19 protein-coding genes and 14 tRNA genes are annotated in these 19,316 nt (G+C 41.3%); 8 read left to right on the top strand and 25 right to left on the bottom strand.

The window, feature by feature from the left end:
• Nucleotides 1-62: 62 nt before the first annotated feature.
• On the bottom strand, nt 63-413 hold the full coding sequence (locus JFU24_RS19770; protein WP_201187014.1) for a hydrolase: 351 nt from the start codon (nt 411-413) through the stop codon (nt 63-65).
• A 227-nt stretch (nt 414-640) separates the two neighbouring features.
• Here JFU24_RS19770 and JFU24_RS19765 point away from each other — a divergent pair, with 227 nt between their 5' ends.
• Nucleotides 641-907 (top strand): DUF6154 family protein, encoded by a 267-nt coding sequence (locus JFU24_RS19765; protein WP_376103862.1) that lies wholly within the window; start codon nt 641-643, stop codon nt 905-907.
• A gap of 148 nt (nt 908-1,055) precedes the next feature.
• Here JFU24_RS19765 and JFU24_RS19760 read toward each other — a convergent pair whose 3' ends face one another.
• Nucleotides 1,056-1,496, bottom strand: a complete 441-nt coding sequence (locus JFU24_RS19760) for a Dps family protein (protein ID WP_201187016.1) — start codon at nt 1,494-1,496, stop codon at nt 1,056-1,058.
• A 124-nt stretch (nt 1,497-1,620) separates the two neighbouring features.
• Here JFU24_RS19760 and ytzI point away from each other — a divergent pair, with 124 nt between their 5' ends.
• A complete protein-coding gene (gene ytzI, locus JFU24_RS19755) occupies nt 1,621-1,776 on the top strand; it encodes a YtzI protein (RefSeq protein ID WP_081113018.1) in 156 nt (51 codons plus the stop codon).
• A gap of 37 nt (nt 1,777-1,813) precedes the next feature.
• Here ytzI and JFU24_RS19750 read toward each other — a convergent pair whose 3' ends face one another.
• A complete protein-coding gene (locus tag JFU24_RS19750) occupies nt 1,814-2,287 on the bottom strand; it encodes an S-ribosylhomocysteine lyase (protein WP_201187018.1) in 474 nt (157 codons plus the stop codon).
• 211 nt (nt 2,288-2,498) lie between these two features.
• On the opposite strand from JFU24_RS19750, the gene yidD reads away from it, so the two are divergent.
• Both yidD and JFU24_RS19740 read left to right on the top strand, forming a co-directional pair.
• Entirely contained in the window at nt 2,499-2,720 is a 222-nt protein-coding gene (gene yidD, locus JFU24_RS19745; RefSeq protein WP_376103936.1) for a membrane protein insertion efficiency factor YidD, read from the top strand.
• A 125-nt stretch (nt 2,721-2,845) separates the two neighbouring features.
• Nucleotides 2,846-3,793 carry a metal ABC transporter solute-binding protein, Zn/Mn family gene (locus tag JFU24_RS19740; protein ID WP_201250322.1) on the top strand — a complete coding sequence of 316 codons (948 nt, stop codon included), beginning with the start codon at nt 2,846-2,848 and terminating at the stop codon, nt 3,791-3,793.
• Between the two features lie 209 nt (nt 3,794-4,002).
• On the opposite strand, the gene JFU24_RS19735 is transcribed toward JFU24_RS19740, so the two are convergent.
• Nucleotides 4,003-5,067 (bottom strand): DctP family TRAP transporter solute-binding subunit, encoded by a 1,065-nt coding sequence (locus tag JFU24_RS19735; RefSeq protein ID WP_201187025.1) that lies wholly within the window; start codon nt 5,065-5,067, stop codon nt 4,003-4,005.
• A gap of 141 nt (nt 5,068-5,208) precedes the next feature.
• On the opposite strand from JFU24_RS19735, the gene JFU24_RS19730 reads away from it, so the two are divergent.
• Nucleotides 5,209-6,819, top strand: coding sequence for an ATP-binding protein (locus JFU24_RS19730; protein WP_201187027.1), 1,611 nt, complete (start codon nt 5,209-5,211; stop codon nt 6,817-6,819).
• A complete protein-coding gene (locus JFU24_RS19725; RefSeq protein WP_053347921.1) occupies nt 6,812-7,507 on the top strand; it encodes a response regulator in 696 nt (231 codons plus the stop codon). Before JFU24_RS19730 ends, JFU24_RS19725 begins: the two co-directional genes overlap by 8 nt.
• Nucleotides 7,508-7,558: 51 nt before the next feature.
• Here the strand turns inward: JFU24_RS19725 and JFU24_RS19720 are convergent, their stop codons facing one another.
• The 7 genes from JFU24_RS19720 to JFU24_RS19690 all read right to left on the bottom strand — a co-directional run bounded on the left by JFU24_RS19720 (nt 7,559) and on the right by JFU24_RS19690 (nt 15,819).
• Nucleotides 7,559-7,705: a hypothetical protein gene (locus JFU24_RS19720; protein ID WP_157443825.1), complete on the bottom strand. Its 147-nt coding sequence runs from the start codon at nt 7,703-7,705 to the stop codon at nt 7,559-7,561.
• Nucleotides 7,706-8,357: 652 nt separating this feature from the next.
• Entirely contained in the window at nt 8,358-9,461 is a 1,104-nt protein-coding gene (menC, locus tag JFU24_RS19715; protein ID WP_201222839.1) for an o-succinylbenzoate synthase, read from the bottom strand.
• Nucleotides 9,458-10,939, bottom strand: coding sequence for an o-succinylbenzoate--CoA ligase (locus JFU24_RS19710; RefSeq protein ID WP_201225074.1), 1,482 nt, complete (start codon nt 10,937-10,939; stop codon nt 9,458-9,460). The genes menC and JFU24_RS19710 overlap by 4 nt, the downstream gene beginning before the upstream one ends.
• An 88-nt stretch (nt 10,940-11,027) precedes the next feature.
• Entirely contained in the window at nt 11,028-11,846 is an 819-nt protein-coding gene (gene menB / locus JFU24_RS19705) for a 1,4-dihydroxy-2-naphthoyl-CoA synthase (RefSeq protein ID WP_056521242.1), read from the bottom strand.
• 13 nt (nt 11,847-11,859) lie between these two features.
• Entirely contained in the window at nt 11,860-12,669 is an 810-nt protein-coding gene (gene menH, locus JFU24_RS19700) for a 2-succinyl-6-hydroxy-2,4-cyclohexadiene-1-carboxylate synthase (protein ID WP_201187032.1), read from the bottom strand.
• Complete coding sequence (menD, locus tag JFU24_RS19695; RefSeq protein WP_201250321.1) at nt 12,666-14,417, bottom strand: 2-succinyl-5-enolpyruvyl-6-hydroxy-3-cyclohexene-1-carboxylic-acid synthase; 1,752 nt, start codon at nt 14,415-14,417, stop codon at nt 12,666-12,668. Before menD ends, menH begins: the two co-directional genes overlap by 4 nt.
• The gene (locus JFU24_RS19690) at nt 14,410-15,819 is read right to left on the bottom strand and encodes an isochorismate synthase (RefSeq protein WP_201222835.1); all 1,410 of its coding nucleotides are present in this window, start codon (nt 15,817-15,819) and stop codon (nt 14,410-14,412) included. The genes menD and JFU24_RS19690 overlap by 8 nt, the downstream gene beginning before the upstream one ends.
• A gap of 297 nt (nt 15,820-16,116) precedes the next feature.
• Between JFU24_RS19690 and JFU24_RS19685 the strand changes: the two genes are divergently transcribed.
• Both JFU24_RS19685 and JFU24_RS19680 read left to right on the top strand, forming a co-directional pair.
• Nucleotides 16,117-17,037, top strand: coding sequence for a 1,4-dihydroxy-2-naphthoate polyprenyltransferase (locus JFU24_RS19685; protein WP_201187035.1), 921 nt, complete (start codon nt 16,117-16,119; stop codon nt 17,035-17,037).
• Nucleotides 17,038-17,182: 145 nt separating this feature from the next.
• Nucleotides 17,183-17,932, top strand: a complete 750-nt coding sequence (locus tag JFU24_RS19680; RefSeq protein ID WP_201250320.1) for a TraR/DksA C4-type zinc finger protein — start codon at nt 17,183-17,185, stop codon at nt 17,930-17,932.
• Between the two features lie 40 nt (nt 17,933-17,972).
• Here the strand turns inward: JFU24_RS19680 and JFU24_RS19675 are convergent.
• The 14 genes from JFU24_RS19675 to JFU24_RS19610 form a co-directional block, all read right to left on the bottom strand.
• Nucleotides 17,973-18,044: transfer RNA gene (locus JFU24_RS19675), tRNA-Glu, on the bottom strand.
• Between the two features lie 3 nt (nt 18,045-18,047).
• Nucleotides 18,048-18,138, bottom strand: a tRNA-Ser gene (locus JFU24_RS19670).
• A 1-nt stretch (nt 18,139) separates the two neighbouring features.
• Nucleotides 18,140-18,214 (bottom strand) — tRNA-Asn (locus tag JFU24_RS19665).
• A gap of 12 nt (nt 18,215-18,226) precedes the next feature.
• A tRNA-Ile gene (locus tag JFU24_RS19660) sits at nt 18,227-18,303 on the bottom strand.
• A 6-nt stretch (nt 18,304-18,309) separates the two neighbouring features.
• Nucleotides 18,310-18,383: transfer RNA gene (locus JFU24_RS19655), tRNA-Gly, on the bottom strand.
• A 4-nt stretch (nt 18,384-18,387) separates the two neighbouring features.
• Nucleotides 18,388-18,463 (bottom strand) — tRNA-His (locus JFU24_RS19650).
• A 17-nt stretch (nt 18,464-18,480) separates the two neighbouring features.
• Nucleotides 18,481-18,556: transfer RNA gene (locus JFU24_RS19645), tRNA-Phe, on the bottom strand.
• Between the two features lie 22 nt (nt 18,557-18,578).
• Nucleotides 18,579-18,654 (bottom strand) — tRNA-Asp (locus JFU24_RS19640).
• A gap of 6 nt (nt 18,655-18,660) precedes the next feature.
• Nucleotides 18,661-18,734, bottom strand: a tRNA-Met gene (locus JFU24_RS19635).
• A gap of 104 nt (nt 18,735-18,838) precedes the next feature.
• A tRNA-Ser gene (locus tag JFU24_RS19630) sits at nt 18,839-18,931 on the bottom strand.
• A gap of 18 nt (nt 18,932-18,949) precedes the next feature.
• Nucleotides 18,950-19,026, bottom strand: a tRNA-Ile gene (locus tag JFU24_RS19625).
• Between the two features lie 10 nt (nt 19,027-19,036).
• Nucleotides 19,037-19,113, bottom strand: a tRNA-Met gene (locus JFU24_RS19620).
• Between the two features lie 26 nt (nt 19,114-19,139).
• Nucleotides 19,140-19,215, bottom strand: a tRNA-Ala gene (locus JFU24_RS19615).
• A gap of 17 nt (nt 19,216-19,232) precedes the next feature.
• Nucleotides 19,233-19,309, bottom strand: a tRNA-Pro gene (locus JFU24_RS19610).
• Nucleotides 19,310-19,316 lie beyond the last annotated feature (7 nt).

Raw genomic sequence — 19,316 nt, 5'->3', positions numbered from 1 at the left:
ATGGAATAAAAATCCCGCTATCCAGCGAGAATTCTCTTCACATTGAAAAAAACGATGGCCTCTCAATATTCGAGGCCATCATCTGTTCGTTTTGCCTGTAAAATTCCCATACTCTCTATATGCCGCTTTCCTTCTTCAGTTCCAAGTTTATGAATCATTTCGTATATCTTTTGAAGCGTGATATCCTGTTTATCATTTTCCCGGTCAAAATGATATTGAAGATACGGGACGTGGGCGCGATAAAAGTTTTCTTCGCCAACTGAATAATTGTAATCAAATAACTCACGCAACTGCAGGATTTCGTTGTCGGTTGCTTCGATTTCAAAATTCCACTCAGAACCTTCCCTATCTTGTGAGATTTGCCCAGTTGGGAGCCAAATGTAATACGTTTTCCTATTTTCAGACACATCCATCCACCCTTTCAATAAATCCTACGCTTATTTTTTCACGTAACTCTCCACTTCATACAATGGAAAATTTTGTTTACAGAAGACCAAAGATGTTAAATAATAGATTAAAGTATCTTTCATAGGGTAAAACATATAATATAGGCAAGCATCCCTACAAATTTTTATATGCACCCAGAGGTTTTTTTGATAACCTACATATAAAGAGATAACGGATTTCTAAAAAATGTGAGGTGAAAGTTTTGAAGTTAATTGAAGAATTATACAATATGTACCGTAATAAGTTGACCGGTGATGAAGAAGACATTGATATGCTTACTTTTGCGGTTCTGGAACAACTGGACAGGAAGGAAATTTTCGAATTGCTTCAAGAGATGGATGATCAAGAACTAACCAATCTAATGGGCCTTTACATTATTGAAACGTTAAAAGGGAAGTTCGCTCAAAACAGCATGAACGATACGAAACCTACACATTTTCCACCTCGGAATATTCATTAATACATACCATTCAGGTATCCCTCTTTATGGGATGCCTTTTTTCTTTCCGCTTTATGAAAGTTATTGGTGAAATAGACACAGAACCTCTTTCTATCGTACAAATATATTAAAAAAAGCCCTACCGAAGTAGAGCTTTTCAAAAGAAACCTTAATGTCCTAAATACGCACGCAGCATCCATGCATGTTTGTTTAAGCTTTTCTTCATGCCTGTCAGCATATCAGCTGTAACCGGATCTTCTTCTTCAGCAACTGCGATAATTTCTAGGAACTCTTCGGAAAGCTTCTCGAAATCGCTGATGACACTTTGCACCATATCTTCTGTATTTTCGGTCCCTGTTGCTTCTTCAATAGTAGTCAATTCCAAATATTCTTTAAGCGTAGCAACTGGTTTTTCACCAATGGCTAAAAGTCGTTCAGCCAGCTCGTCATAATTAGCTGTCACTTCTTTATATAATTCTTCCAATTTTTGGTGAAGTTCAAAGAAGTGCGGTCCATTCACGAACCAGTGGTAATTGTGAATTTTCGTATAAAGAACACTGAAGTTTGCAATTTCCTTATTCACTAAAGTTCCTAATTTTTTCTGAGCCATAAATATCTACCTCCGTAAGTTGGTTATACCTTTATATTTCCCTCTATTCGAAAATTGAAACATTATCTGACTCGGTTCTTATGCTAAAATGAATCTAAATTGTGAACGTTAGGAGCTGTAAAGTATGATTACGGTTTTAGTTATCTCCATTATTGTGATTCTGATTGTATTGGCCTTATCGGTCCTAACAATCGGAAAAGGTTACAGCTACAAGCATACAGTGGATCCGGTCGATCCTTTGCCTGAGGATGAGGGAAAAAAAGAAGAACCCGAAAAATAAAAAAAGTTCCTGTCACAAATGGACAGGAACTTTTTTATTAACCGAAAACTTTATGAAGATCTTCTTTATCTTGTGACAGCCAGAAATTCATTAATTTCTTAGCTCCTTCAAGATCATGCAACTTCGCTTGGCCGCATTGTTTTTCGTTTGCAGCAGGAATTTCTGTAATTGTAACAGCATCCTTGAATGTATCTTCAAGAACATCGATGATTTCCGTCACTGTCGGCTCGCCGCTGACCACAAGGTAATATCCTGTTTGACATCCCATAGGTGATATATCGATAATATCAAAATGATCGAACCGCTCAGAATGCTTACGGATATTGAAAGCTAGCAAATGTTCTAATGTGTGGATTGTATCCGGCTTCATCGCTTGTTTATTCGGCTGACAAAAACGGATATCAAATTTATTAACAACACCATCTGTTCCAACCTTATGGACACCGCAATGTCTAACATATGGGGCTTTAACAGCGTTATGATCTAATTCAAAGCTTTCAACTGAAGGCATTTAATTCACTCCTTAATTGTATGTCATTTCTATTTTACCTTGAATTACAATATATTTCACCCTTTTAAATTAATTCCCATTATTTCAATCGGATTTATCCTTGCGCTTGTTCCTTTATTAACCTTATTGGAAACAAAAAAAATATGCTATAATTAACGGTATTGAATTTTACTCGAAAAGAGATGAAAACGTCTTGCTGAAAAAAGTATTAATGGGAATTATCCGTATTTACCAAGTTGTGATTTCACCATTAAAACCGCCTACCTGCCGTTTTTACCCAACTTGTTCCCATTACGGTTTGGAAGCGATAAGTCGATTCGGACCGATAAAAGGAAGCTGGTTAGCCATCGTCAGGATTCTTAAATGCCATCCTTTTCATCCAGGCGGTATTGACCTCGTTCCCGAAAAAAAGAAAAAGGGTGAAGATCACTAGAAAAAAACCTTGCTTTCTTGTGTAATCTTTTGTATTATACAGAAGTCAAATCGTAATCATTTCGTTTTTAAATTATAGATCTCAAATCGTAATCAATACGAATTATCTAAAAAGGAGAGTTTTATATGAAAAAAAGTGTACTTCTCTCCCTTTTTCTGGTTACAGCGCTATTTCTTTCAGGCTGTGGCAATTCAAAGGGAGAAACTACTGATACTAATAAAGACATTTTAAACGTGTACACTACCGTTTATCCTTTGCAATACTTCACAGAAGCAATTGGTGGAGAGTACGTAAACGTCGAAACTGTTTATCCACCTGGTACTGATGAACATTCATTTGATCCCTCTCAAAAAGATATTGTAAAAATGGCTGAATCAGACCTATTTTTCTATATTGGTTATAATCTTGAAGGCTTTGTCACAAAAGCAGAACCGATTTTAAGCAAAGAAGGCGTCACTACAGTCGCTATAGGTGAAACGGTTCATTTAGATGAAGATGAGCATGCACACGAAAACGAGCATGCGCATGAAGAAGACGGCCATGATCATGGTGGCGTTAATCCCCATTTGTGGCTAGATCCCATCTATTCCATTGAAATGGCAAAAAGCATTAAGGACGAATTAACGAAGCAAATGCCTGAACAAAAAGACTACTTCGACAACAAATTCAACGAACTTACTGTAAAACTTAAAGCTCTTGATGAAAAATTCGCTACGACAATTAAATCGGGTCGTACCAATAAGATTATCGTTTCTCATTCCGCATATGGTTATTGGGAAGAACGATACGGACTTGAACAAATTGGCGTCACCGGCCTTACGTCTTCAAACGAGCCTTCTCAAAAAGAACTAGGGAAAATCGTAACAATGGCCGACAAAGAAAATCTTCACTACGTCATCTTTGAGCAAAATATCAGTTCTAAACTGACTGAGATTATTCAAAAGGAAATGGGTGCGAAATCACTTGAGCTTCATAACCTTTCCGTCTTGACAGATAAAGATATCGAAGCCGGTGAAGATTACTTTAGTTTAATGAAAAAAAATATCAAGACGCTACAAACTGCGTTGCAATAGACAAAGAAGAGGCAGACTCAAATGGGTCCGCCTCTTCTTTGCTATTGCCATTTTTATAGTTTAAAGTTTCTTTCTTTGTCTCGAGCTATATTAGTACCACCATCAAACTGTAAAATATAAGGAGGGACATGGCTCAAGATGTAAAGTGTTCCGTTGACACCTGTTCCTTCTGAAAACATGGCAATCGCTGTGCTGCCTATCCGGTTCTTCTATTTCTCTAAGTGTTTTTCACGGATTCTTTCCATTTTTTCCATCAGTTTCGTCCCAATTGTAGACTCGAATTCCGGATAGATGACCGTCATTTTATCCATCCACTCTTTTTTTTCTTCATCAGATAATGTGTATATGTCGATATTGGATTTTTTCTCAATTTCTCGAAGCTGAGCTTGATTCATTTCATTGGACTTGATCCATAGCCAATTCGTTGTATCGTCCATTGCCCGCTGAATTTGTTGCTGAATGTCCACCGGAAGCTTGTCCCAAAACGGCTTATTCATCATGACAACATAGCCTAAATACCCGTGATTACTGATAGTTAAATATTTTTGAACTTCGTATAGTTTCTTGGAATAGATATTCGAAATCGTATTTTCCTGGCTGTCCGTTTTATTGATTTCCAGGCTTTTGAACGTATCATTAAATTCCAGCTTAGATGTTGTGGCCCCAAAATGCTGAAATTGGCTTTCAATCACCGTACTTGGCATAATCCGGAAGTTCTTCCCTACAAAATCTTCTGGATGGCGAATTGGCTTATTGCTTGTAATTTGCTTGAAGTTATTCGACCAGAATGCTAGCCCTTCTATATCTATCGTATTTAACTGATCTAGTAGCTCATCTCCCACTTCTCCATTCAATGCTTCCTGTAAGGCGGCATCCGTTGGAAAGACATAGGGCAGGTCCAAAAGCATCCACTTTTTCGATATGCTTGTAATTTTAGAAGTGGTCGGGGCAATCATCTGCACCTTATTTTCGTGTAAAGCATTGATTTCTTCATGATCACTATATAAAGATTGATTAGGGTAGACTTCAATTTTGACACGGTGATCGGTATATTCATCAACAAGATCTGCAAATCGGTTCGCTGCTAGCCCTTTAGGCGTATTTTCAGCGACTACATGGCTGAACTTAATTACAATTTGATCTTCCATTCCTACCTGCTCTTCATCCTTAGGCAGATCAAAATTGGAGCTAGAAAAGAACGATTGAAATGAAATATATACCGCAATCAGCAACCCTATTCCAATTAAAACAAAGTACCCCCAAAAAGCACGCATATTGACATCTCCTTACCGCTCGCTTCACAGTATATCTATTCTATCACAGCCTTTTTCCTGTCGTAATACAATGCGCAAAAAATAGCGAAAAGTGTTAGAAATTCTGTTACTATTAAGTATAGAAGTAATGGAGGAAAAATAATGGATAAATCCTTTCATATGCCGATTCAATTGAAGATTACCCTGCTATCATTCGTAATCGTAGCTTTTTCGATTCTAATAGGCGGGATTTTTATATTTGGAAACATCGTTTCAATCAGGGAGGATGAAATTGGCAAACGCTCCATGATTACAGCCCATACCATTGCCGAACTACCTGAAGTACAAAAATTAGTCCGTGAATCAGAAGGTTGGACAAAACTAAACCCTATGATTGAAAACTTAAGAAAAATTCATCAAGCTGATTATATAGTTGTGCTGAACAATCAACATATTCGCTATTCCCACCCGGTTTTCAGCCAATTGGGAACACAATCAAAAAGCAACGACGAAAGCGCTGCTTTTGCTGAACATGAATATCTATCAAAGGCTTCTGGCGAACTTGGAATTTCAGTCCGTGCATTTGTCCCGATCCTTGATAAGGAAAATGAACAAATCGGTGTCGTTCTCGTCGGAAACATATTACCGACAATTCCCGAATTAATCATGGACTTGAAAGGCCAAATCGCGATTATTCTATTACTTACACTGCTGTTCGGCGTATGCGGCTCCTGGCTCATGGCCAGACGGATAAAAAAAGAAACCTTTCAACTTGAGCCTCATGAAATTTCAAGAATGTTAGTCGAAAGGACCGCTGCCTTTAATGCGATGCATGAAGGTGTCATTGCAATAGATAATAATCAAACCATCACAATTTTTAATGAAAAGGCAAAGCAAATGCTAAATATCAGTGGCGCGGTGATTGGCAAGAATATCAATGACATTATTAGTGATACCCGCCTGCCAGAAGTGCTAGACCGGACATCTCCTATCTTCAATCAGGAAATTTCGGTTCAAAACAGAAACCTTCTAAGCAACCGGGTACCTATTAAAATAGCCGATAAAACCATCGGAGCTGTGGCAATCTTTCAGGATCGTACCGATGTAGCGAAGCTTGCTGAAGAATTGACGAGTGTCAAAGCATTCGTTGAAGCCCTACGTGTTCAAAACCATGAACATATGAATAAACTTCATACGATAGCAGGATTGATTCAACTTGGGAATTTAGATGATGCACTACAGTACATTTTTCAAATTACAGAAGAGCAAGAGGAATTGACCAGGTTTTTAACGAAGCACATTCACGATGATAATTTAGTGGGGCTACTATTAAGTAAAATCTCCTTAGGGCGTGAACTTGGAATCGAACTCATCATGGATAAACATACGAAACTGGACCGCTTTCCAAATGATATGGATCATCATGATTTCGTATTGATTATCGGGAACTTGATAGAAAATTCCTTTGCAGCCCTCAAACATTTATCAGAAGAACCAAAGCAAGTCTACCTATCCATCTATCAGGATGAACAGCATTGCCAAATTGTACTTGAAGATAATGGGTCCGGTATCCCCGAGGAGATTCACAAAGATATATTTGAGTATGGTTTTACAACAAAAGGTGCGGAAGGATCAGGAATTGGTCTCTATCTTATAGACCAAATTGTAAAAAAAGCGAATGGCGAAATGAGTTTTACAACACGTCCTAATGAAGGAACAAGCTTTTTTCTTTCTTTTCCCATGCATGATATAGAGGAGAACCAAAATGACTAACCAAATTCGCGTACTTTTAATTGAAGACGACCCAATGGTCCAAGAGGTAAACAAGCAGTTCATTGAGCGGCTACAAGCATTTAAAGTCTTTGATACAGCTTCCAATGGACTTGAAGGTCTTGAAAAAATCAGGCAATCTAAACCGGATCTTGTCATTTTGGACATCTTCATGCCTTCTTTAAACGGGGTAGATACACTCTATCAAATAAGAAAAGAACAAATTGATGTGGATGTCATCATCATTTCGGCAGCTAATGACCAGAAAACCATCCGAAAAATGATACAAAACGGGGCTTTTGACTATTTAATTAAACCATTTAAATTCGAGAGACTAAAACATACACTTGAGCAATATTATGCTTTTCGTATGGAAGTTGAACCCGACCATCAGATTTCTCAAAATCAACTCGACCGAATTCTCTTTCAAAATAAAACATCTCCTGAAACGAGTCCGAAATACGATGTTCCTAAAGGGTTAAATGGTGCGACCCTTGAGCAGGTCACAAAATTCATAAAAACTCAGCCTGGATCTTTATCTGCGGAGGAAGTGGCCGATGGAATTGGAATTGCCAGAGTAACAGCCCGTCGCTATCTAGAATACTTACACGGCGAGGACGTTCTGCAGCTTGATGTCCAGTACGGCAGCATTGGCCGTCCAGTTAATCGATACCGTCTAAAAAAATCTTAGAACATATGGGGACCTACTAGAACCATAGCGGTTCCCTTTTAGCTTTTTAACCTACGCTCCCGTTGTTCTGTTATATATGCCCCACTTTCTCTTCAAGAGAAACAATTCACACTCAGCCAATGCTGTAACTTCTTTAATGACAAAATCCGGAACGCCTCTTCTTAATAGAATTTCTGCAATAAGGTATGGCTTTTTCATATACTCTCCCCTCCCTATTCCTTAGTTGTTTCACTTTTCTCTATTATACAAAATAATCCATAAAAGGAAAAATAGACAAAGCCCCATTTTTCGAAAAAAATATGACTTTTGGAGAATTAGGAATTACTTATTTTTAAACACCGTATCTGTTTTATGAGTCGTTTTATTTAGAGGAATAAGATGAATAGGGTAAAAATCCATTTGTATCATACTATTAAAAAAGTTTATTAAGGGGTGGATTTTAATCCAAGATTGTTTTATTTGTTACTAACACACAGGAATCATTCAGACGGATGGAGGTACAATTTTCGGGGAAAATGATGATTATGTTGGACATATTAATCATTACGAACAATCAAATTATTCAGGTTATATTATAGTTGGCTTCACAAGATACAACCCTATCTTTTGCGTTATGAATATAGAAGAAAAAGCATTTGGGTTCACTAAGACAAGTGATAGAAATGCATTATTAGACAGTAGAAAGCGGAACATATTTATTCACGTGCCTCCCTTCATTCTATTTCCTATCTTCATATGCATCTAGCTCCTCGCTTGTTATCCAAACAGCCTAAGGAATATTAAAGACGATGGCCTTACGAATTAAAAGTACATTCAAAAGAGGAGGTGCGAATTGCACCTCTTTGTCGTTTTACCGGTACAGCTTACTATAGGTCGTCAATTCATTTAGTCGCTTTTCATTTATGGCAAAACCGATTCCTGCTTTTTCCGGAACCTGAATGACGCCACTTTCGACGATGACTTCCGGTTCAATAATATCCTCTTCCCAATAGCGGGACGATGATGATATGTCCCCCGGAATTGTAAAGCCTTTTAATGTGGCTAGCGCGATATTATGAGCTCGGGATATGCCAAATTCAATCATGCCTCCGCACCAAACGGGCACGTTTTTTTCCACGCATAGATCATGGATTTTGACCGCTTCCGACCAGCCACCTACTTTGGCCATCTTAATTGTAATTACCCCGCAGCTCTCGAGTAAGAGTGCATTTTTCGCATCATGATAGGAATTGATGCTTTCATCAAGACAAATTGGCGTCTGCAGCTGCTTTTGCAAAACAGAATGTTCGACTATGTCGTCATGCCCTAGTGGTTGCTCAATCATCATCAACTTGAACGCATCAAGCTTTTGCAGGTGCGAAGTGTCTTCAAGCTTGTACGCCGAATTGGCATCCGCCATTAACGGGATATCAGGATAGGTGCGTCGAATTTCTGATAGAAACTCCAAGTCATTTTTAGGATTGATTTTTATTTTATACCGCTGATACCCGAATGCGGAAAAATCGTCAATCTGACGCATCGCATCACCGATATTATCCGATGCAACGACAACACCAGCCGTAACTTCGCTCCGTTCCCCTCCAAACAACTGTCCGAGGTAGAATCCCTTCTGCTTCGCATATAAATCCCAAATCGCCTGATCTAGAGCTGACTTCGCCATCGCATTCCTTCTTATTCCGCTCCATAAGCTTGGCAGTTCATTAGGGTGCTTAAACTGACCAGCCAATGTCAAAGGAATTAAGAAATCCTCCAACATATGAAAGCAGGTTTTAACCGTTTCCTCGGTATACCAAGGACTTGTAAATGGCACCGCTTCACCGTATCCGATTAGCCCATCTTGATCTTTGGCTTCGACAACAATCACTTCGCGTTCGCTTACCATCTCGAGGTGGGTCTTAAACGGTTGCTTTAAAGGGGCCGTAATGAGCCGTAATGAGATGGAGGATAACTTCATCGTTGTTTCCCCACTCTCTTCTTCAATTCCCTTCGCAGCAGCTTACTCGCACCATTCCTGGGAAGCTCCTCACAAAAAATAACATTCCGGGGAATTTTATAAGCAGCCAAGGAGTCCCCGCAATAATTCAAAAGCTCGGTCTCTTTCAACTCTGCACCTTGATGTAAGACGACAAACGCGAGTGGTACCTGTCCCCATTTTTCATCGTCTGTTCCCGTAACTCCCGCCTCGAAAACAGCCGGGTGCTTACTTAGAACATTTTCAATTTCAGCCGGATAGACATTTTCGCCACCGGAGATGATTAAATCGGAGCGTCGGTCAAGCACATACAAAAAGCCTTCTTCATCAAGATAACCAAGATCCCCAGTATAAAGCCATCCCTCCGTAATCGCTTGCTGTGTCGCATCCAATCGTTTGAAATAACCTTTCGTCACATTCGGACCTGAAACAACAATTTCACCCGCTACACCAGGTTCACAGGTCCTACCGTCCTTAACTATCCGTAACTGCGAAGGAAACAAAGGTTTCCCCGCCGACCCGATTTTTGTCATGCTATATTCCGGTGCAAGTGTTACAATCTGCGAAGATGTTTCAGTCATCCCATACGTCTGATAGACAGGAATCCCTTTTCCCTTACATACTTCAAGCAAATGAACCGGTGCCGGGCCGCCGCCTAACAGCATACAGCGGAAGGTTTCTGGATAGCTTGTCTTTCCTAAATCATGCAACATCCGGTTCAGCATCGTCGTCACGACCGAAATAATCGTCACGCCATTTTCCTGAATGCTCCGGTTCGCTTCTCGTTCATCAAACTTCTCTACCAGCACGACCTTCATACCATAAATTACATTTTTCATCAAAATAGACAGGCCGCTAATATGAAAAATCGGGACCGCACAATACCATGTATCTTCTTCCCTCAATCCAAGATTCAACATAGAACCAACCGCACTCCACCAGTGGTTGCCGAATGTTTGTATTACACCCTTTGGATTACCCGTTGTACCCGATGTATACATAATCGTAGCTGTATCTTCAAGATTAAACTCATGGAGAAATTCTGTCGTGCCTTCTTCGGGTAATTCTTCCTTTAAAAGAATCTGGAAACCCGTGAGAATGTCACGAATATCGGAGAGTTTTTCAGAGAAGGAATCCTCCGATATCAGACGTACTGCCTCACTATCCTCGATCTGCCAGGAAAGTTCTTTTGCCGTTAACTTATTATTCAGCATCACGATCTTCACACCCAGATAAAAGAGCGCATGAATCACGACGACACTATCTATATGATTCCGGAGCAAAACCGCGCATGATTCGCCAGCCTTCACACCTTTGTTCGCTAGCTTACCGGCCATTTTCCCTGTTAGAGTATGTAGTTCTAGAAAGGTATACGTACGCCCTTCAAATTCAATCGCCGGACGATCCGGTGATAGATGTGCCCGATTTTTCAGCCAGTTCGGCAACTTTTCTTCTGCCATCATTGCTTACCCTCCCATACATTTAGATATAGAAAACAGCCCGGCGATTATCCGCCAAGCTGTCTGTCTTATCGATTCACGCGTCTCATTAAGGGAAACGAGGGAATTGTCCGAAGTCCGGATCGCGTTTTTCTTTGAACGCATCGCGGCCTTCTTTTGCTTCTTCTGTTGTATAGTATAAAAGTGTAGCATCGCCAGCCAATTGTTGAAGACCTGCAAGACCATCTGTATCCGCATTCATCGCTGCTTTTAAGAAACGAAGTGCAGTTGGGCTCTTCTCAAGCATTTCTTCACACCATTTAACTGTTTCTGCTTCTAATTGGTCTAAAGGAACAACCGTGTTAACTAGTCCCATATCCAATGCTTCTTGAGCATTGTATTGACGACATAGGTACCAAATTTCACGTGCTTTCTTATGACCAACGATACGTGCTAAATAACCTGAACCATAACCAGCATCAAAGCTTCCTACGTTCGGCCCGGTTTGTCCAAAGACTGCATTGTCAGCGGCAATTGTTAAGTCACATACCACATTCAATACATTACCGCCACCAATCGCATAACCAGCAACCATAGCTACAACTGGTTTCGGAATCACACGGATCAAACGTTGCAAATCAAGTACGTTTAGACGCGGAATATTATCTTCGCCGACATATCCACCGTTTCCCCGTACTTTTTGGTCCCCGCCTGAACAGAATGCTTTGCCGCCTACACCCGTTAAAATAATAACTCCAATGCTAGAATCATCACGCGCTCTTGCGAATGCATCAATCATCTCAGCAGTCGTTTTTGGCGTGAATGCATTATGTACATGCGGACGGTTGATAGACACTTTCGCAATCCCATTATATTTTTCATATAAAATTTCATCATACTCACGTATTGTTTCCCATTGTATTGTCATCTAAAATCCTCCTTTAATTTCGCATTAAAAACTCACTTATTATTTTACCAAACTTTTCTCCATCTTCCACATGAATCGCATGTCCGGCATCATTAATTATTTTCCATTCAGCCTGTTTCAGCATTTTTTGCATCGATTCCGCAATCAGACAAAACTTGGGATCGAGTTCACCAGTAACAAGAAGCACTGGAAAATCAAGAAATTCTAGTTCTTCCCAATAGGAAGCCTGACTGCCGGTTCCCATTCCTAAAAGGCTACTGGAAAGGCCCGAAGGATTATTTTCCAAACGCTGCTGTCGAATCGCCGCCTGGGTTTTAGATGATAACCTTTTCTGACTTTCAAACAGCGGGATGTTTTCCCACTGATCGACAAACGCCTCGATGCCGTTTTCAAGAATCTTTCCGGCAAGCTTCTTATCATTACTTCTGCGGATTTCCCGCTCCTCTTCTGTTAAAAGGCCAGGTGAAGCGCTTTCTAACATCAATGTCTTTACGTACTCAGGATACAAACAGGCAAAGCCCAAAGCAAGCCTCCCTCCCATTGAATATCCAAGGATATGGGTTTTTGGGAAATTTAACTCATCCAAAATATGCTTAAGGTCCTCAGTCACTTGCTTCATCTTATACCGACGATAATCGGCTGGAGATGCAGTCCCTCCATGTCCGATAATATCGACCATGATCAAGGTATATCTTTCACGCAAAAGCGGGATGAGAAATTTCCATGTATCTCGATTTCCCGTAAATCCATGCAAAAGTACAAGAGGTTCTCCATTTCCCACTATTTCAACAGAATAAGTGACATCTCTGCAGACAATTTTCATGATATTCCCCTATCTAATACCACTTTTATTTCCTGGGAAACAAAATTCCACAAATTTCGATGCTTTTGCAAATTGGACTCCCTTTCGGTAGGTACTTCGATTATTTTCAAGCCTTGGATTTCAAACGACTCTGTAAATACCTGCTTCAGTTCATCCCAATTTTGCACCTTGCTGTATTTCCCGCCGTAAAGCTGTGCAGTATGGGAAAAATCAAGCCCGTGGGGAGTGCCGAATAACGTTTCGAAGTGTTCCCTATCATTTGCCTGTGGAAGGAAAGAGAATATACCGCCGCCGTCATTATTAATCAGCAAAATCGTGATATTTTGCTTTTGCAGCTTAGCCGCAAGCAATCCGTTCATATCATGGAAAAAGCTTAAATCTCCGATTGCGAGTACTGTATTTTCTGAAACGGTGCTTACGCCAAGCGCAGTAGAAACTACACCATCAATTCCGTTCGCTCCCCGATTTGCAAAGGTTTTGATTCCTTTTTCATTATTCAAAAAGAATGTATCCAGATCCCGTATTGGCATACTATTTCCGACGAATAACGTCGATTCTATTGGCATCATGTCCTGTATCAGCGAGAACAGCTTTCCTTCACTTAACTCCGCTTCATCACGGATGGAAGATAAGGCATTCTTCGTTGCTCCATTGACAGTTTGCCACAAACCAAGCCAGTTTTTCTCAGTAGCATTCGGAATTTTTTCACATACACGTTGGCAAAAATCTTTTTCTTCGCAGTAAATCATGTTGGTTGCCAGTCCTGCTGGTTCGCGCCATCCTGCTCCGCCATCAATGACCAAAGTAATTGCCTGTTTTTGTTTTTTCATGAATAACAATAAAGGTTTAGATACCGGCATAGAACCGAAACGCAACACTACATCCGGCCGGAAAGCTTCCTTGGCCGCTTCATCACGTAGAAATGTATCGTAGGTATCAATAATACCTTCTTTATCGTGTTTGCCACTTCTTAGCTGAGAAAGAGGGTCAGCTAGTATCGGGAAAGCAAGCTTCTCAGCTAAAGCTACAATTGCTTCCTTCATCTTTGGATGCCGTAATTCTCCACACACGATCATTCCTTGTTTCGCTTGTGATAACGTAGCTGCTAGCGCATCTATATGTGAATCAGACAGTGATAGTGCACCATTTTCAATCATCACAGCCGGTGTCATTTTATTTTGCCTATATTCTTTAGCTTGTTCCAAATTTGGAATAAGTGGTTCACGAAGCGGGAAGTTCAAATGTACGGGTCCAGCTGGCTCAGTTGCCGCTGTCGAAACTGACCTTGCACCGATTGTTCTCGCATATCGCATCATTTCATCGGTACTTTCCGGAAGCGCCATTTCGACAAACCACTTCACTTGCCTTCCGTACAGATGAATTTGATCAATGGCCTGTGGAGCCCCTACATCACGCAACTCATGCGGACGATCAGCCGTCAGCACGATCAGTGGCACCCTTGAATAGTAAGCCTCAATGACAGCTGGGTAAAAGTTAGCAGCAGCTGTACCAGACGTACAAAGAAGTCCGACAGGTTTTTTTAATGCCTTAGCCAAACCAAGGGCAAAAAAAGCAGCCGAACGCTCATCCACATTAATATGAACTTCGATATCAGGATGTTCTACCAGCAGCAAAGCGAGCGGTGTGGATCGTGAACCTGGACTTACCACCACATGCTTCATCTTATTTTGTGCAAGCTCATCGACAAATGAAGCAGCATACGCTGTCAATGCATCTCGGTCATTCATTAAGATTTCCTCCTAAAGCACTTAGCATTGGATTAAATTTAATCCCCGTTTCCTGGAATTCACTTTCAGGTGTCGAATCTTCCACTACGCCGCACCCTGCAAAAAGCGATGCCTCATTATCCTGTAGTAGGGCGGAACGAATCCCAACTGCAAATTCCCCGTTCCCATAGGTATCGACCCAGCCCAATGGTCCCGCATAAAAGCCGCGTTCAAGACCTTCTATTTCTCGAATACGGGCGACAGCTTCTTCTTTCGGAAGCCCGCCCATAGCAGGTGTTGGATGCAGATTTTCTACAAACTCAAAAATCGTGACACCCTCATTGCAAATTCCACGGACCGGTGTATACAGATGCTGAATATGACGGTTTTTCATTAATTTCGGTTCGGTCGGAACGATTACCTTTTCACATACCGCCTCAAACGCATTTGATATCATCGAAACGACGTATTGATGCTCTTGTAAATTCTTTTGGTCATGAAGCAGTTCATCACCAAGACAAGCATCCTCTTCTACAGTTTTCCCCCGTCCCATCGATCCTGCAAGACAGGTAGAAAAGACTTCATTACCCTGCTTCTTTATCAAACGCTCAGGAGTTGCACCCACGAAACAGTCACCGCCCGCTTCCAAACTAAAAATATAGCTTAATGGCTGCTCAGCAATCAATTGCTCGAGTACTTTCTCTGAATCAATGGAGCGCTCAAACACAAGGCGCAGCTCTCTTGCCAAAACAATTTTGTCGAGATCTGTTGTCTTGATTTCCTCAACAGCCTCTGCAACCGTCTGCTTCCATTCCTTAGGTTTGACTTCCTTCTGCTTAACAAGAGTATTGGCACGCAGTTCGGTGCCATTCAAGCTTTCGATAAGGAAAGATTCCCGTTCATTTATCATATCTATGAAGAGTTTTTCTGAATCATCCGGTGAACAAAGTAGGTTTGTCGTTAAGTAAGCTTGCTCCCCCACTAGCGATAGCATGAAGGCAGGTATATAAAACAGATTGTCCCCGAATTGGTTCCAAAGGAGCGTACTGTTAGTTTCATAATCAAAAGAAAAGCCACCAAAGAGTAAAGGACCAGTTGCTTCTACATCGGTCACTCCTGTTTTGACAGCAGTATTCTGCAGTTTGATCCAGCTCATTTCGACTTCTCTATAACGGTCGGCATTTGATGCCGCTTGGAGTTTCTTAACGTTGCCTAAACCAGTAATGGTTATTTCTTTTGCAGGGTCCTCCCAGAAAAAGCGTTCACCCGCATACCGTTCTCTTCCAGCTTGATAAAATGAAAGGGGGTTGTTGCAATTTATTTTCTTAATATGACTGAATAGAACTTGACCATTCAAGTCCTTTGCCTTTTGTATAGCTGAAGCCAGTCCCTGAAACTGTTGAGTTTCTTCTGAGATAGCCAAAAAAATCCCCCCAAATGTACATTTTAAAAGCTTTTTAACCTATTTAAAGATACACCTCTCTTCAACCCAATGTCAATAAAACGCCCCTTTATCGAACGATTCATGACTGCTTTTTTCCTTATTATATGATTCTTAGTGAATGAAGTAGAATACCCTTGATATTGGAAGTGATCGTCTATGAAATTCAATTGACACTTCCCACCACTTTTCCTACACTAAATAGGATAACCTTTTGTGAACAATTTCAATATTTGATATAATTCAAGGGAACTAATAATGATTTTGAGGAGAGAAATAATGCAAACAGAATACGACGACCTTCCCCTTAAACGAACCTGGAAAATTTGGTGGGAGTTAATTCGTCCACATACACTTACCGCAGCTTTTGTTCCAGTCCTACTTGGAACTATGATTGCACTTTTAGAAGATGGCGTAAATTGGCTACTATTTGCAGCCATGATGATTGCAAGTATCCTGATTCAAGCTGCAACGAACTTATTCAATGAATACTATGATTTCAAGAGAGGCTTGGATACAGAAGAATCTGTTGGCATAGGTGGTGGCATTGTCCGTCATGGCATGACTCCAAAACTCATCATGACCTTAGCCCTTAGTATGTATGGCATCGCACTGATACTTGGAATCTATATCTGTGCTGTATCATCTTGGTGGCTTGCTGGGGTAGGACTGGTCTGTATGCTTGTCGGCTACCTTTACACTGGCGGTCCACTGCCTATTTCATACACACCATTTGGAGAACTTTTTTCTGGATTGTTTATGGGCTTTCTGATAATCTTGATTGCCTTTTTCATTCAAACTGGTTTTGTTTCTACCACAGCTATCTTAATTGCAATACCAAGCGGAATTTTAGTTGGGTTAATCAATTTATCCAATAACCTCCGTGACCATGACGGAGATAAGGCACACGGTCGAAAAACGATGCCTGTAGTAATGGGCAGAAAAAATGCCTTAACATTTATGGCGATTATGTTTGCCTTCTCTTACCTATGGCTAGTAGGATTAGTCCTAGCTGGAAGCGTTACAGCATGGATTTTGCTTGCCTTCCTAAGCATTCCGAAAGCCTTGGCAGCTATCAAAGGCTTCGTAGGTAAAACTTCACCTATTACGATGGTCCCTGCGATGAAAGCCACGGCCCAAACGAACACCTTCTTCGGCCTGCTTATGGCCATTGGATTATTCATCAGCTATCTTATTTAATCTCTAAGGACTGAGTCGATTTGACTCAGTCCTTTTTTGCTTCCTATCCAATTTGTTTCCCTCCCCTCCGATTCGGGTAATGAATAAGACACCCATCCAACCATTATTCAAATGAGATATAGACTTTCGAAGGAGTGAAATAAACATGGCAACCAAACAACAAACGCAACATTTAAAAAAAGAACTACTTATAGAAAAAGAAGAACTGAATAATAGGCTAAAAAATGATGAACAATCACTTCTAAATAAAAGTCAGACAGAATCTGTAGGGGAACTATCCTCCTATGACAATCATCCCGCTGACCTTGGAACCGAATTATTCGAAATGGAAAGAAACCAGGCACTAGATGAGCATGCACAATCTGAAATGGAAAAAGTCAAGAATGCATTGAATGCGATAGATGCAGGCTTCTATGGCCATTGTAAAACCTGTGATACTGAAATCCCTTTTGAACGGCTTGAAGCCATCCCTACCACTCTCTACTGTGTCGAGCACGCCCCAGAACGACCGACTATACAAGATCGACCAGTTGAAGAAGACGTACTGATTCCATCAAAGGGAAATAATTTTGAAAACCGTCATGGAAGTGAAATAGTAGATAAAGAAGATAGCTTTGGCGAAGTAGCCAAATTTGGTACATCTGAAACACCTGCGGATTACACGGGCGATCATGACAGCTATAATAATCTTTATAAAACAGAAGATGAAACCGATGGATTTCCTGAAGACTATGAAGGATTTGTAGCAAATGATATCGAAGGAAAAAAAATAAGGGGTATCCCGAATAAAAAGCAAAAGAACTATGAAGATACATTAGATGAAGAAAACGTTGAATCTCAGCTTGGAGACATTCCTTATAAACAAAAAGATAGTTATATCAATGAAGAGAAATAAATAAAAAAAAGAAGCATACAGAATGTATGCTTCTTTTTTATGACCCGTACGGGATTCGAACCCGTGTTACCGCCGTGAAAGGGCGGTGTCTTAACCGCTTGACCAACGGGCCAAATGGCGGAGAAGGAGGGATTTGAACCCTCGCGCCGCTCACGCGACCTACACCCTTAGCAGGGGCGCCTCTTCAGCCTCTTGAGTACTTCCCCATGGCTCCGCAGGTAGGACTCGAACCTACGACCGTTCGGTTAACAGCCGAATGCTCTACCACTGAGCTACTGCGGAACAATATGAATATGGTGGGCCTAAATGGACTCGAACCATCGACCTCACGCTTATCAGGCGTGCGCTCTAACCAGCTGAGCTATAGGCCCATAAATTGGAGCGGGTGAAGGGAATCGAACCCTCATCATCAGCTTGGAAGGCTGAGGTTTTACCACTAAACTACACCCGCGAAATGGGGCGACTGATGGGAATCGAACCCACGAATGCCTGAACCACAATCAGGTGCGTTAACCACTTCGCCACAATCGCCGTAATTTTTGAAATAATGGTGGCTCAGGACGGAATCGAACCGCCGACACAAGGATTTTCAGTCCTTTGCTCTACCGACTGAGCTACTGAGCCACATTTGTATTAAATTTTATAATGGCGGTCCCGACGGGAATCGAACCCGCGATCTCCTGCGTGACAGGCAGGCATGTTAACCGCTACACCACGGGACCTAATAATTGCGGGGACAGGATTTGAACCTGCGACCTTCGGGTTATGAGCCCGACGAGCTACCGGACTGCTCCACCCCGCGACGGTAATAATGAAACGATCTCGCATCAAGTTTTCGTGTAAATTGTTTCTTCCGCTTCCTCTATGTAAAGGTTGTTTCAAAACAACTTGCTGCTTTTAAAGAAATGGAGGAGGTAGAGGGATTCGAACCCCCGCGGGATTTGACTCCCCTGTCGGTTTTCAAGACCGATCCCTTCAGCCGAACTTGGGTATACCTCCGTGGCTAAAAAAATTACATGGTGGACCTTGTAGGACTCGAACCTACGACCGGACGGTTATGAGCCGTCTGCTCTAACCAGCTGAGCTAAAGGTCCTTATATTTATTGGTAGCGGCGGAGGGGATCGAACCCCCGACCTCACGGGTATGAACCGTACGCTCTAGCCAGCTGAGCTACACCGCCAATATAATATAAGTTTTGATGAAAAATGGTGGAGCCTAGCGGGATCGAACCGCTGACCTCCTGCGTGCAAGGCAGGCGCTCTCCCAGCTGAGCTAAGGCCCCATTCATTAGAAATCACGTGGTCGGGAAGACAGGATTCGAACCTGCGACCCCTTGGTCCCAAACCAAGTGCTCTACCAAGCTGAGCTACTTCCCGCAAAAAA

It is taken from the genome of Peribacillus sp. TH27 (assembly GCF_016650915.1).
Taxonomy (GTDB): Bacteria; Bacillota; Bacilli; order Bacillales; family DSM-1321; genus Peribacillus; species Peribacillus butanolivorans.
The sequence above is the reverse complement of the archived record's forward strand: the minus strand, read 5'-3'. Positions and strand labels throughout refer to the sequence as shown.